The organism is Psychrobacter piscatorii (genome assembly GCF_043641605.1).
In the GTDB taxonomy this organism is placed as follows: Bacteria; Pseudomonadota; Gammaproteobacteria; order Pseudomonadales; family Moraxellaceae; genus Psychrobacter; species Psychrobacter piscatorii_C.
Genome location: NZ_JBHZRK010000001.1, coordinates 487,192 through 502,252, shown reverse-complemented (window position 1 = coordinate 502,252; position 15,061 = coordinate 487,192). Strand labels below are relative to the sequence as shown.

Here is a 15,061-nt window from a genome sequence, read left to right as displayed (position 1 = left end):
ATGGATAGTAGCACTACCGCAATATCCTTGATTGCTATCAATATCCCAAACTGGTTAATGCACGTTCGTCATCAGACCAGCCACGTTTAACTTTGACCCATAGCGTTAGCATGATTTTTTTGTCAAACAGCTGCTCCATGTCTTTACGAGCATCCATACCGACTTGCTTGATGCGTTGACCCTTATCACCAATGACAATGGCTTTTTGACCACTGCGCTCAACATAGATAGTTGCATCAATAAAAGTACATGCTTTACGTGGACGCCCTGTCTTTGGATCTGTATGCGCAGGCTCATCTTTAAACGCATCGATCTGTACGGTCAAGTCGTACGGCACTTCATCTCCCGCACTACGCATGATTTTTTCACGAATGATTTCACTGGCTAGGAATCGCTCTGAACGGTCAGTGATTTGCTCTGTATCATAAATAGGTGCAGCAACTGGTAAATGTGAGGCAATCACTTCTTGCAAACGATCTAAATTTTGGTTTTTAAGCGCCGATACTGGAACGATATCAGCAAAGTCAAAACTTTCATTAAAGGTTTCAATAAGCGGCAATACGCTGCCTTTATCTTTTAAAGTATCTGATTTATTAATGACCAATACAACAGTCAAATTGGTATCACCAAGCTTTTGCAACGTCAATAGATCATCATCACGCCATTGATCTGAGTCAACAACAAACAATACTAGGTCAACATCTACTAGAGCAGATACTGCCGCTTTGTTCATACGCTCATTAATAGCCCGTACTTCATTGCGATGAATACCTGGCGTATCTACAAACACTGCCTGCATCTCATGATTGGACAAAATGCCATGAATACGGTGGCGCGTCGTTTGCGGCTTACGCGAAGTAATAGACAGCTTTTGACCCAATAAGTGGTTCATCAACGTTGATTTACCCACGTTTGGACGTCCAACAATGGCAACATAACCAGCTCTGAAGTCATCAGCCATACGAGCATTCATATTTGGCGCAAAAAACTCTTCAATCGCCATATCGTTGTCGATTGTGATATTTTCTACGCTATCGGCATTCGTATCGACATCTGTATTTTCAATCATATTTTGAGTACTATCTTCATTATTCGATGGCACATCAGGGTGATTGCTCATAAGTTAATCCTATAGGGTTTATATCCAGCCAAAGATGACTTAATAGTTTGTCGGTGTAGTTACTATTGGATATCGGCTGGTAATATTTGAAATAAATAGTATGTAAGGTAAATTAGGTCTATAACGCTTCAGGTCTCATCACTTAAAAGCGGCATTGTTGACTCAGAAATATGCTTGTAATCGCCTGCAAATATTCGCTAAGAGCGTTTCTTAGCGGATCCTGGAAGTTTGTGCAGCTGATTAATCATAAGTTCTGCTGCTTTTTGCTCAGCGATACGGCGACTTTCACCAGATTCAGTGATATCAGGGCAGTTTTGAATATTCACGTGACAGCGTACTACGAAAATTTGATGAGGAGCGTTGCCACGTGTTTCCATAAGCTCATAGTTTGGCAAATCAAATTGCTTGGACTGTAACCACTCTTGCAAACGGCTCTTCGCATCTTTTAGTGCTTTTTGGTCATTAACGTTGTCAATCAAGTCTCCGTACCAAGAGAGTACGCAATGACGAGTGATATCCATATCTTGACTGTCCAAATAGATGGCACCAATCAAAGACTCTACCGCATCCGCCAATATAGAAGCACGATTACGGCCACCACCCTTACGTTCACCCACGCCTAATATGAGATGGTTAGACAGCTCTAGATTTTGCGCGATAATAACCAGTGATTCTTGGCGAACCAAAGTTGCACGCATACGGGTTAGACGCCCTTCGTTTTGATTAGGATAACGATGGTATAAAGCCTCACCCACAATCATACCCAAAAGCGCATCACCTAAAAACTCTAGACGCTCGTAGTTTTTTTTGCTATCAAATGAGCGGTGCGTCAATGCAAGCTTTGGCAGGCTCAAATCATTAAACACATAGCCTAACTTGCGCGTTAAGACTGCTAAGCGCTGAGTAAATTCTGAGCTAACAACAAGCGTGTCGACAGACGTGCTATTTTTTTTAGGAGTAAGAACCGCTTGGGAATGTTGCGAAGTTGGTTTCATGCGTGGCTTGTGGTTATCCCTTCTGTTTTACAGATTTAGTTTAATAAAAGTATATATTTGATTTTGTTGAGGACACTAAAGCGCTGTCCCATATTATGATTATTTATTCTGCTGTAGCCATATCGATGTCTCCTTCGAAACGATTCACGATATCGACATTGCTAAAAAACGTATTGGTTACTGCATATTCTTTATGAATGGCCAATTGGCCCGTTTTTTTATTGGTAAAAGTGAATACATCTTCTGCATTGGTGTCATAGTCAGCATTGATGGATAGCTGTTTGTTAACACGCTCAACGAACTGCTTGGCTGTCTCGTTATTGTCATTGGCTACTTTAAGCTCTGCACTCAAGAGCTTAGTCAGCTGATAGTCACCAATTTGAGCAGGTACAATGGCCACCAGCAGTTTAACTGCGATACCCAACATCATAATAATGAGAACGATGTTTGTCACACTAGCACCGCGCTGCGTGGCAAGACCAGATAACTGCTGCATGATGGAAACCCTCGATTGATAGATGACTATTTTTAATAGCGTTCTATACCTATAAATTAGATAGTAGAACGCTATTTATTGAATAGTAACGATATTAGCATAAAACTATTATCGATAAATCAACCAATAGAGTACTCACGATACTAATCAATAGTACCATTGCGTTCAAAGGTTGGTAGATTTAATCCAGGTGGCTTATGCATCCATATATAGACAGCTTTACCCGCTAAGTTTTCATCAGGGACAAAACCCCAAAAGCGACCATCTGCACTGCGATCGCGATTATCACCCATGACAAAATATTGACCTTCTGGCACTTTGATACGCCACTCTGTACCTTCTGAGCTCACAACTTCTGGTGATTGTTGCTGCAGGAAGGGAGCATACTGTGAGCTGTTCATGCCATCTAAGTAGCGAACAAGGTGTGTGTTTTCACCCTGTGTCTCTTGAAAATACTGTGCGGCGTCCTCTTCTTCCTGACCCATCGCAGCAGCACTCTCTTCTGTGAGCACCTGACCTGGACCAACTTGTCCTGGTAAATAAAGTTGTGATGTCAACTCTGCACTTGCCGAAAAATCGACAGGCGTCGTCTCCACTGGTACATCATTAATAGAGATTGTACCTTGATTGTAGCTGACGGTATCACCAGGCAACCCAATCAAGCGTTTGATATAGTAAATGCTTGGGTTTTCAGGATAACGGAATACCACTACATCGCCATACTCAGGCTCGCCAGTATCCAAAACTTTATTATACGTTAGCGGTAGACGAACGCCATACGCATACTTGTTGACCGCAATAAAATCACCCGTATATAACGTTGGCACCATAGAAGACGATGGAATATTAAAAGGCTCAATTAAAAATGAGCGTACTATTAATACCACTGCCAATACAGGAAAGAAGTCATAAGCCCAGCGTACCAGCAGGCTCTCTTTGCCTCGCCCGCGAGTTTTGCGCTGCTTAAACGCAAGCTTATCTAACAGCCAGACAATCCCTAAGCCTATAGTCAACGGCACTAAAATTAAATTGAAATCAAAATCCATACCAAATTGCCTATTAACATGCTGCTTGTCTAGCTGCTTTGACGATAAAATTAACGATATTCAACTGCTGCTATGTACAAAAACTATCTGAGATAGAACTGTCTATTAACTATCAACTTGCAAGACAGCCAAGAAGGCTTCTTGTGGAATCTCCACGTTACCTACTTGCTTCATGCGTTTTTTACCCGCTTTTTGCTTAGACAATAGCTTTTTCTTACGTGACACATCACCGCCATAACATTTGGCCAATACGTCTTTACGCATGGCTTTTACCGTACTACGACCGATAATTTGACTACCAATTGCTGCTTGAATCGCCACATCAAACATCTGACGTGGAATCAGCTCTTTCATCTTGGTCACTAGCTGATTACCGCGGAAACGTGCTTGATCTTGGTGCACAATCATCGCCAAGGCATCAACTTTATCACCGTTGATTAGCACGTCAACTTTGACCAATTTATCAACTTGATAACGATCAAAATTATAGTCCAGTGATGCAAAACCACGCGAGACTGATTTTAAACGGTCAAAGAAATCCATGACCACTTCACCCATCGGAATATCAAAGATAACCTGAACTTGCTTACCCATAAAGCGCATATCAACCTGCACACCGCGGCGCTCGATACATAGCGTCATGACGTTACCTAGGTAGTCTTGCGGTACCAGAATCTGACAGCGCGCAATTGGCTCACGGAACTCTTCGATGTTATTGGGCTCAGGCAGTCTTGATGGGTTATCAACATAGATGACGTCGCCGCCTTTCTTTTCAATTTCATAGATCACTGACGGGGCGGTGGTGATCAAATCCAAGTCATACTCACGCTCTAAGCGCTCTTGGATAATCTCCATGTGTAGCATGCCTAAGAAGCCACAACGAAAGCCAAAGCCTAATGCGTCTGAGGTATCAGGCTCAAAGAATAACGAGGCATCATTGATTTGTAGTTTTTGCAACGCTTCACGGAATTTTTCAAAATCACTAGAGTCTACTGGGAACATACCAGCATATACTTGTGGCGTGATTTGTTTAAAACCTGGAATACGGTCGACGTCAGGGGTCTTTGCATGGGTAATCGTATCACCAACTGGCGCACCAGCAATGTCTTTAATACCCGCGATAATAAAGCCTACTTCACCCGCTTCTAAGATACCAGTATCGACAGGTTTTGGTGTGAATACACCGATAGAACTTACTGGATGAGCATCGCCCGTTGATTTGATATAAATCTTATCGCCTTTTTTCACGGTTCCTTGGCGTACACGAACGAGCGAGACCACGCCCAAATAGCTATCAAACCATGAATCAATAATCAACGCTTGTAGGGGTGCTTCGCGGTCGCCAGTCGGTGCTGGAATAAACTCGACTAAGGCTTCCAATAACTTATCGACACCAAGACCGGATTTCGCTGATACACGCGGCGCATCTACTGCATCAATACCGATAATATCCTCAATTTCTTGAATAACACGCTCAGGCTCGACTTGTGGCAAATCAATTTTATTAAGAACTGCCATCACTTCTAAACCTTGGTCCACTGCCGTATAGCAATTGGCAACCGACTGAGCCTCTACGCCTTGGGCGGCATCAACGACCAATAGCGCGCCTTCACAAGCGGCTAACGAACGTGATACTTCGTATGAGAAATCGACGTGACCCGGTGTATCAATAAAGTTCAGCTGATAACGCTCACCATTTGGGTGATCATAAAATAATGTTACCGATTGTGCTTTAATAGTGATACCGCGCTCACGCTCAATGTCCATCGAGTCGAGCACCTGCGCCTGCATCTCGCGATCTTGCAAGGCACCGCACATCTGAATAAAACGATCGGCAAGGGTCGACTTACCATGATCAATGTGGGCAATGATTGAAAAGTTACGAATATTGGCTAATGCAGTCACAAAGCGCCTACTAAATTAAAGGTGATAGAATAATTAAACGAAAGAACAGATATTGTCATGTGCAATCAATAAGATACTTTTGCTTCGTTGAGAGTAGACCAGTTAAAACGAGCCGATTTTACTAATATCGTCGCCTAGAATATATAGCCAAGCATATTAACTCTTATGCGCACGCATGAAAGAGTATTCTAGCAGTTTTCGACCACAAAGTAAGGCGATTTTAGTAGCAGAGGTATGATTTGCAGGTCAAGGAAGGTATTTAGAAACAATAAATTTAGAAAACCAGACACTTATTGAAAGCTGATCAACATATAGATTCTGAATAAAGTGCCCATGAACAGAATTAAATGAACTATTTAGGCAAACTATTTTTGGAAAAACCTTCCTCTATATTATAGTTTTTAGCTTGATGTAGATATTTATACATCCATGGTGATCTACCATAGAAAGCACCATTTATCTGGGTCTGCTCTATCAGATATTCACGAAACCTTAGATAGAACTCATTGTCTGGACTCTTAGGCTGTTGCCAAAAACCTTTGAGTGGCTGCTGATCTGTTAGTTTTGGAGTATCGTAGATTGCTCGGCCCATAACTTTGGTAGGCTTTTTATGATAAACCGATTGTAGCCCAGTAGTGCTATTGATAGTAACCATACCGATACTATATTTCATAAGCGTTGGTAGGTGCATATCACAGCCATAGAACACTCGGTGTGCCACTTGATAACGCTCAGCCAAACTAGCTACCAGCTCACGGTAGTCACGATGACCACGATCTAGTGGGTGATGCTTAAACACAAGCAATTGCTTTTTATTAGCATAGTCTGCAAAGCTTGCAATAGACTCATCAATGAACTGTACCACATCACGATAATCACTGTGATGAGTAATCTGTGAATCATTATGAACTTGCAAACTGATCAGAAAATAATTGTTACTTTCATATTTAGTAAGCCTATTTTGCAACTGTTTGTCGGGTATATAATCTCGCAACTTGCGCCATGGTGCTTTGAGCCAAGCGATTGCTTCTTGCCATGCGGTCATACCACGATAATGTGAATAGTGAGGATAGCGTCTCTTATAGAGCCAAGCCACAATATAGTAAACGATAGCAGCGATACTCAGACGATAAAAACGATTGTGTGTATATAGCGGCTTATCATTGGCTTTTTTGAGCGCTTTAATATCATCTATACTTAGGCGTGAATAACCATTAATGCCATGTTCTTGTAAAGTAATATAATCAGGACGCAAATAGCCCTCTTCAAATACGAAAAATGAAATGCCTAGTCGTTCACTTAAACATGCCGCCTGTGTATGATGCGGACGACAATCGCCAAAACAAACAATTGCATCAATATCATGCTCTTTGATAAAAGACTTTAGCCAAGAAGTGAACTGGGCTAAAGTATCAGTATATTCATAAGTGTTGTCATGGTGATAAAAAAAAGCATCGCCAGCATTGAAATTAACTTTACTAACTTTAATACCTTGCGTTTGCAAAAATGATGAAAAGCGATTAAAAAACCCACCCATTTTCCCTTGTAGTAGCAAGACATGTCGATGAGTGAGCAAGTGAGACATCGAAGCTGCCATAGTATGAGGCTACCATTAAATGAAAGAGGATATACAGAGGTAAAAAGAGTTAGTTAATAATATAAAAATACATAGTGTAATAATTATTATACCGAAAAATTACATCGTTGTCGCAATGGAATTACATAGTGCTTTTGATGTTAATTAATGAGATATTTTACGCAGTCGCTGTTGCCATCGGTGCCGCTGCTGCATAAAACCTATGGCAGCTTGGCGCTTGATCTGTTCAGGTAGTGCCGATATAAGTGATATTGAATCTTTAACTGAATTATTTACGCTATTAGATACTTTATTTTGAACTTCTTCATTGCCCTCAAGTAGACACAAACTTTTGGGAGGGTATAGATAGTCAATCACCTGCTCTACTTGTGCAAGACCATAACCATCAGGCAAACGGTATAATGGATAACGTATTAGCGAACAATATATTAACTGCTCAAGAGACAATGGTATGTCTCGTTGACGCCTTTCTAGATATTCAGCTTTTGGCGATAATTTTGCGTCGATATCTTTAGTTAAACCCCAGCCTGCATAAAATGGTAAACCATAGCAGGTAACATCCAAACCGCGGAGCAATGCCTCGAAACCAGTTAGTGAGCTAATCGTATGTACTGCATCGACCCACTCTAAGCAATCAGGCATCGCGGTATCATAAGCAACAGCCTCCACCTGACCTAAGCATGCTTCTGTGACCTTACCCGCTCGCAGTCCTGCTTCTACATCTGGGTGCGGCTTATAAATCAAGTAAGCATCTGGATTATCTTGTCTTACACGTTCAATCAAACCACTATTTGTCTTTATTGTTGAGCCACAGTACTGTACTGATAAATCATCTTCTACCTGACCGATAATAAGAATGCGCCGTTTTCCAGATACTTTGGCATCCTGCATCCAAGAGTTATGTCGGATACTAGAAATACCTATACCCGCGCCAACATTATATTTGCTCACTCGCTGAGTCAGCAGTTTTTCTTGAAGCATTTGTACGCGTGCATTTTGCTGTGAACTCAGCGTCTGACATTCACGTAGTGATATCTCTAAGTCTGAAGGCTGTGTCGCATCATAATAAATACCTTGTTTATCTACCACAACAGACAATGGTGCCAATAGTGTGGCACCTAAACCATTCGAGCGAATAAACCCATCTTCCATACAATAAATAGATGTTATACCTGAGGGCTGCTCGGTAGCTTTTTTCTGTAGTTTCTTATATATCTGTTGACGTTTCGCTAGTCCCCATACCAACAAAGGCTGATGATAGTTGACACGAAAATGATCTGGATGTAATAAGTTTTTTAGACGCGGTTTTGGCTTAATAAATAAAGTCGTGCGCGGAAGATTTGTAAATGCTTTCACAAACGGCAGTTTCCAGCGACTAAATTCATATATCGTCAAGTTACCATCCAGACGCGCTTGCCAGTATCGGTTCGTAATTAGCCAATTAATAGCCGTATCAATATCACAAGCTTGTTTCGTCGCTGGATCTACATATCGGCTGTAATCAATATAAGCACTATAGAATAACGTTTCCAATGTAGTATTTCGCATCCTGTATGATACTGTAGGAAGCAATGCTAGACGACGTTGCCTTACTATTTTTAGTAAGCGTTTGGGTGCCCCACTATCATCAGTTAAACCCCAACCACTGTACCAATTAATTCCAAAGCAATGGACCGTTTTACCTAGCATTAAGGCTTCAAACCCCATATGGGAGCTGACTGTATAAACATGGTCCACTTGTGATAGCAATGCTATTGGATTGAGCGCTTGAGTCAGTATTTTGACATTTTTGGGCAATTTTAAACTGGTTAAGTAGCCTGATTTTGACGCAGGATGAGCTTTTATCCAAATATGAGCATGAGGGTGCTGACGACAAGCTGACTTTAACATTTGCTTAAACTGGCGTTTGTTAGCACCAGCACCTTTGATAGATGCGTCACCAGCTACTTGGTCAATTAATAAAACATGCGCCTTCAACGAGCCTTCTTTTACATGAGTAGCTGCTTCATTGACTAAATCATCCAATAACGGACAGTCGATCGTTGAGTTATATTTACTAAGCTTTTCGTCACAGAGACGTGCCATCAATTGCCGAGCACGCGCTTCATCTAATTCGTAATTATTGGTATCAGCGTTTTTAGCACGCTCAATAATCAACTGCTCGAGGCGCGAGGGATGCGTCATATCAAAGTAAATGCCAATATCATCGACAACCACACTCAAGCTATGGCGGCTACTAACACCTGAATCTAATGAGCGCAAAAAACCATCTTCAATACTTAACGCGCTCAAACTCTGACGCGTAGCGGCTTTGCTGGCTCTTTGAAAGCTTTTTTTATGGCCCCATCCAATAAACGCATCAGGTTGTAATGTTCTTTTACGACTCGCTAGGCTTCGGTGCAATTTTGACCATGGATACCAGCGATGGATGTCCGCTTGCAAAACTTGTGATAACAATAAGTTGTTCTGACGCATCCCCTTACCGATCACTGCAAGTTTCTTTGGTGATTCTTGATTGCTTGATATCAAAGGTAGCGCATTATTAGAGGTAGATACACTTGATACCTTGTCTTTATCCGCTACGCTTTTTGCCATCTCTGATACCTTTGTACATCACTTTTTAATTCAATTGATAAAGTCGCTGCTTAACAAATAATGACTAAACAACCATTATAGATCTAAAATCACTTTGGCAGCGATTGCTAATTGATAAACAATCTGCGACAAACCACGAGCAATCTCTACGCGCTTGGTTTTGACTTTTGGTAATACCATAATCTCGTCGCCTTGCTGAATACGATAAGCAGTGTTCACAACTTCACTGGCACCATTTTGATGAATAATTAGGATATCTTTGCTATCAGCATTATCAGAGAAACCACCAGAATTGGCCACATAATCACCAACGGTATAGTCCGGGTTGAAGGTAAGTGCCCCTTGTGCTCGTACTTGGCCGTTGACTGTAATTACCGACGTTTGTGCTGGTATCTCAATGATGTCACCTTGTTGCAAGATAATATCTTGCCACGAGTTTGGCACCACGACAATTTGACCATCAGTTTGTACATTGCGAGCTTTAGCAACAAACTGCTTGACCAGTGCAGCATCATCTTGACGTAGTGCTGCCTCCTCACGAGTCGTAGACTGTGTCGCTAACGTTAGCTCTTCTAAACGATCAAGCGACTCGTTAATCATACGTTTTTGTTGTTCAGCAACAGATTGACGGTATATCGTTAAGTGTGTCAGCTTGGCCAGTGGGCTTGGCTGCAATTGTGGCACGATATCTTTTAAACGTGCACCATATGGCACGACCATTGCACCATTACCAGTATGTGCACCTTTTACCTGCACAGCGATAGTACCTGCATAGCGATCGGACGTTACTACCATTTGATCGCCATTATAAACGGGCACGTTTTGAGCTTCGCTTAATGAATAGTACTCTGCCGTTTGTGCCCGTCCTGCACTGCGAGTAATACTGACATTAGTAGCGTTGGCTGCTGGATTGGAAACTTGCAATACATCTCCAATAGTCAAATCGTTCACATCAAACTCAAAAGTATATTCGTTTTGAACTTGGCCGCTTACGACAAACGTTTTTTTCTGTGGAGCGACAGTGATCACATCACCATCACGAAATGAAAATGCCTGCAATTTACCCGCTAGCAGGAAATCATAAAGATTGACTTGCTGTAGCATTTGACCGTTACGTTTGATTTGAATGTCGATATAACTGCCGCGTGTTGGATCAACACCGCCTGCTCTATCTAAATAAGACAGTACTGAATCTGCAGCAAGACCGCCATAGTAACCTGGCTGTTTGACAAAACCTGTGACAAATACTTTGACTGGTTGTGCTTGTTCTAGGGAGGCATAAACGCCCACGTTTGAACGATAGATACGACTGACTGCACTCTTAACAACGTTTTGTAGGTTGCCATTTTGTACACCAGAAATACGAACTGGACCAACATTTGGTAAGAAAATATTACCCTGTGGATCAACTGTCATAGTAGCTGCATACTGATAGGCACCCCACATTCTTACTTGAACATTATCGCCAGGGTTTATCACATAGCTATCATTAAAAGTAGAGCCAGAAGTGGTCGAGAATGCGCCGCGAAACAGCTGCTCACCAAACATCATATCTTGCGTATTGATATCTTGGTAAGGGCGCGTGGTATTGATTACCGACTGACTTGGTAAACTTGCGGCATTGACCGCCTCTTGAGTGGTGGCCTGCCCCGGAACACCACCTGCAAATGCCTGCGTTGACACATTGATATTATTACGGTTTTGGTCTTGAGCCATACTATTGTTGCTTGTACCAAAACCTGACCCTGATATTTGATCGGCATAACTGCTTGCAGCGGTTGCTGACATACTAGTCGCTGCCATTGCCAGACTTGTTGCTATCACGATAGAACGTGGTTTCATATTCATGCGTTATATTCCTTTCCTGATCTATCGATCATTACTGGTATCTGGTTTGTCAAAGCTAGCTACGATGATCACGGACAACCGCCATCACCAAACGTACAAACCCATAGAGCATTAAAAGTAAAGCCAACGATGTCCATATCAGATAGGCTTGACGAGGATATGACGCCTCTTCAGCTTCATACGGCGTTGAAATCACAATCAAGTTTTTCATTTTCTTGAAAGCCTCCAATCTCGACTTTTCAAGCGATGATAATGATAGCTTATATAGCTCTGTTGCAAAGTCGACATCCGCTTTAATGGTCTCAAACTGTACAGCCTGTCTGTTCAATTTAGTCGTGTTAGGTGAGGTTAGTTTGGTTTGCTCTTGGGCAATTTGTTCCTCAACTGCTTTTATCTGACTTCTTAATGAAACTACTTGAGGCGCATCTGGATTTAGGTAGCTCAGCAATTGACGCTCTTCAGTGCGTAAAGAGCTCAATTGCGCCTGTAGGCTACCAATCAGCTGATTAACGATCTGTGCATTAGCCTGCGGATCATAAATCTCATTTTTATTTTGATAGTTTAATAATTGCTCTTTGGCATTATTCAGACGATCTTCTGATTCATCTAACTGAGTTTCTGCGAATGCCAATTGATCACGAGCCACCTCTTGTGAGATACGATTTACGAAACGCTCAGACTCACCTAAGATAGCTTTGTTCAGCTCAAAAGCATATTTTGAGTCAAAACCTTCTGTCGATACCGAAAGCACATAACTTTGCTCATCAAGATCAATGTGTACACGTTTTTTAAAGTACTCGAGCAAATCCTCTTGAGTTGCATCAGGATCAATTTCATAGATAGGGTCTGAGCCATCAACATAATAAGCTTCACGGAATTTGAACTTACTATCGAGGCGCTTTACCATATCATTCGACAGAATGTATTCTGTCAAATACGTTGCATCTTCTTTACTGGTACTATTTACACCCAATAAAGCTGATAATCCGCCACCAGACGGCACACTTGAGTCACTGACTTGTTTGACCACCACATCGGCAGTCGAAACGAAGCGTGGATGAGCCAATGTCATCACATAATATATAACGAGCAACCAAGGCAGAATGACCAAGCCAATAAATAGCGAGAAGTTAATTACCTTACTTTTTTGCTTTGTGGATATGCTTTTCATAAACCTCAATCGCTTCTGTTGTATCGTCAAACACGTGTGCTGTTTGATCCATTAGTACAATACCAATATCACAGTTTCGTTTGATATCACCAATATTGTGCGACACTATTAAAAATCCGGCCTGTGCGCGGCGGGTCGCTAAAATCTCTTCACTACGCTTGCGAAATGCTGCATCACCAACCGCTCCTGCCTCATCGAGCATATAGTAATCAAAATCAAAGGCTAAGCTCAGCCCAAATGTTAGACGAGCTTTCATTCCTGATGAGTAGCTTTTTACTGGCATATCGAAATAACTGCCAATATCAGCAAACTCTTCAACGAAACGAATTTTTTCATCGATATAAGGACCGCTTGAGTATAATCGACAGACGAAACGTACGTTTTGGCGGCCTGTGAGACTACCTTGGAAACCACCTGCCACACCCACTGGCCAAGAAATAGTCGAGTCGGTAATGATTTCACCGCTATCCGGTTCGTCCAGTCCACAGATAATACGTAGCAATGTTGATTTACCAGCGCCATTCCGACCGAGCAGGCCCACACTTTGTTTATCACCAATAGTCAGGTTTAAATCTTTGAACAAGTAATGACGGCCTTTCTTTGTCATAAATGACTTAGAAATATTTTTTATCTCAATCATTTACTCACCTTTCCTAATATTAGCGCTCATAGTTATTGATATTACCTTAACGAGAACGGATCATGTCACGTTCAGCATACTTATAGAGTAAAAGTCCCAAAAAGTTCACAACGAACATCCATTCTAAAAAGTACCAAATATCAATATGATCGGCTGGATAATTGGGTGCAAAGGCATGTCTAATCAGCTCAATATTATGAATAAAAGGATTATAAAGTAAATAACTAAAATATGGTTCAGGGACAATATGAATTGGGTAAATGATACCGGATGTGAAATACAGTATAGTAAACAATATAGTAATTACTTTACTGATTTCGCCACCATAATATCCAACAACCATCATAATCAGGGCAACACCAAAGCTAAATATAAATAGTGTTATCCAGCAAAATAATACAATGTGCAGGTTTTCTAAATTGGCATAGATATCAAAAAAAGCCAGTCCTAAAAGCAGTAGAATAGATGTAAAGAAGTAAATCACCAGCTCTAAAAATGAGCGGGCGATAATAACATCAATGTGCTTAATCGACCGATACATTAATAAGCCTTTATTAGCGTCGACGGCTCCTAGAGCTCTCGTTGCTATCTTTTGAAACATCCGAAAAGGTACCATTCCAGCAACTAGAAATAAGGAGAAATCCATACCTGGAACTAGACGCTCTCTGATAGCCCCGAATATAACTAAGAAAATTAGAACCTGAAATAAGACTTCAAGCGGTGCCCAAAGATAGCCCAAACGATAACCACCAAAACGAGTCTGTAGCTCACGCATCAGCAACGCATGAAATGCTGCACCCATGACTTTTAAGCCACTACGATGCTTGATAGGACGATAAGGGGGTAATTGGACAGACATGGCGTTACAGGACTTTACCGAAAACAGCCCCTATGATAAGTAAGCGCGACATAAGTTACAAGAATTAATCTGTACATAGACAGATAAACCTATGATTTGGTAAGAAATCTGTAAGTTATTAGAAGTTGGATTCTAATATGCTTGATTATGGAAAATTTATTTCAGGCAAAAAAAAGCCAATCCCAGAGAGATTGGCTTTTTTAATATTGCTGTATATGGTGGCGATGAAGAGACTTGAACTCTTGACCTCACGATTATGAGTCATGCGCTCTAACCAGCTGAGCTACATCGCCGTTTTAGGCTGCACATTATGCCCAAGCTGTTGACTGCCGTCAACCCCTAATAAGCATTTTTTGCAAAAAAATGAATGTAATTCAAATTAACTGCAAATATTACTACAACAAACGATAAAAAAGGTTTGGTAAACCGATAAGCCGGGTTCTGTCGTGGACGATCATTCCTCTAGGCGTATCATCGCTAATACGCTCAAGCAACCTACCCGCATCGAACGCGGGCCGCGCCATGCCGATGCCTATTTGGTCTTGCTACGCGTGGAGTTTACCATGCCGTGAAATGTTGCCATCCACGCGGTGCGCTCTTACCGCACCCTTTCACCCTTACCGATGATATCTAAGATATTAAAGGCGGTCTACTCTCTGCTGCACTGGTCGTCAGATTACTCTGCCCAGCCGTTAGCTGGCACGCTGCCCTATGTAGCCCGGACTTTCCTCCCCTGCTCATCTGTTGCCAGTGTGCAGCGGCGATCGCCTAGTCTACCAAGCGCGCTAG

At 41.7% G+C, this 15,061-nt stretch carries 11 protein-coding genes, 1 tRNA gene and 1 other RNA gene; all 13 read right to left on the bottom strand.

All coding sequences use genetic code 11. The features are described from left to right. Positions 1-37 precede the first annotated feature (37 nt). Positions 38-1,003 (bottom strand): GTPase Era, encoded by a 966-nt coding sequence (era, locus tag ACHUET_RS02150; RefSeq protein ID WP_394210346.1) that lies wholly within the window; start codon positions 1,001-1,003, stop codon positions 38-40. A gap of 314 nt (positions 1,004-1,317) precedes the next feature. Then, complete coding sequence (gene rnc, locus ACHUET_RS02145) at positions 1,318-2,115, bottom strand: ribonuclease III (protein WP_201598824.1); 798 nt, start codon at positions 2,113-2,115, stop codon at positions 1,318-1,320. 103 nt (positions 2,116-2,218) lie between these two features. Continuing rightward, positions 2,219-2,611, bottom strand: a complete 393-nt coding sequence (locus ACHUET_RS02140; RefSeq protein WP_227674169.1) for a DUF4845 domain-containing protein — start codon at positions 2,609-2,611, stop codon at positions 2,219-2,221. Positions 2,612-2,754: 143 nt separating this feature from the next. Next, a complete protein-coding gene (gene lepB / locus ACHUET_RS02135; RefSeq protein ID WP_394210245.1) occupies positions 2,755-3,657 on the bottom strand; it encodes a signal peptidase I in 903 nt (300 codons plus the stop codon). 105 nt (positions 3,658-3,762) lie between these two features. Further along, entirely contained in the window at positions 3,763-5,562 is a 1,800-nt protein-coding gene (gene lepA / locus ACHUET_RS02130; RefSeq protein WP_394210243.1) for a translation elongation factor 4, read from the bottom strand. A 352-nt stretch (positions 5,563-5,914) separates the two neighbouring features. Continuing rightward, positions 5,915-7,159: a capsule biosynthesis protein gene (locus ACHUET_RS02125; RefSeq protein WP_394210241.1), complete on the bottom strand. Its 1,245-nt coding sequence runs from the start codon at positions 7,157-7,159 to the stop codon at positions 5,915-5,917. Positions 7,160-7,303: 144 nt separating this feature from the next. Beyond that, positions 7,304-9,754: a capsular polysaccharide biosynthesis protein gene (locus tag ACHUET_RS02120; protein ID WP_394210239.1), complete on the bottom strand. Its 2,451-nt coding sequence runs from the start codon at positions 9,752-9,754 to the stop codon at positions 7,304-7,306. Positions 9,755-9,829: 75 nt separating this feature from the next. Beyond that, positions 9,830-11,602 (bottom strand): polysaccharide biosynthesis/export family protein, encoded by a 1,773-nt coding sequence (locus tag ACHUET_RS02115; RefSeq protein WP_394210238.1) that lies wholly within the window; start codon positions 11,600-11,602, stop codon positions 9,830-9,832. A 55-nt stretch (positions 11,603-11,657) separates the two neighbouring features. Next, entirely contained in the window at positions 11,658-12,773 is a 1,116-nt protein-coding gene (locus ACHUET_RS02110) for a KpsE/RkpR family capsule polysaccharide export protein (RefSeq protein WP_394210236.1), read from the bottom strand. After that, a complete protein-coding gene (locus tag ACHUET_RS02105) occupies positions 12,742-13,413 on the bottom strand; it encodes an ABC transporter ATP-binding protein (protein WP_394210234.1) in 672 nt (223 codons plus the stop codon). Before ACHUET_RS02105 ends, ACHUET_RS02110 begins: the two co-directional genes overlap by 32 nt. Positions 13,414-13,459: 46 nt before the next feature. After that, a complete protein-coding gene (locus ACHUET_RS02100) occupies positions 13,460-14,272 on the bottom strand; it encodes an ABC transporter permease (RefSeq protein ID WP_394210232.1) in 813 nt (270 codons plus the stop codon). Positions 14,273-14,488: 216 nt separating this feature from the next. After that, positions 14,489-14,565, bottom strand: a tRNA-Met gene (locus ACHUET_RS02095). A gap of 121 nt (positions 14,566-14,686) precedes the next feature. Next, an RNA gene (gene rnpB, locus ACHUET_RS02090) (RNase P RNA component class A) lies at positions 14,687-15,052 on the bottom strand. Positions 15,053-15,061: the final 9 nt, after the last annotated feature.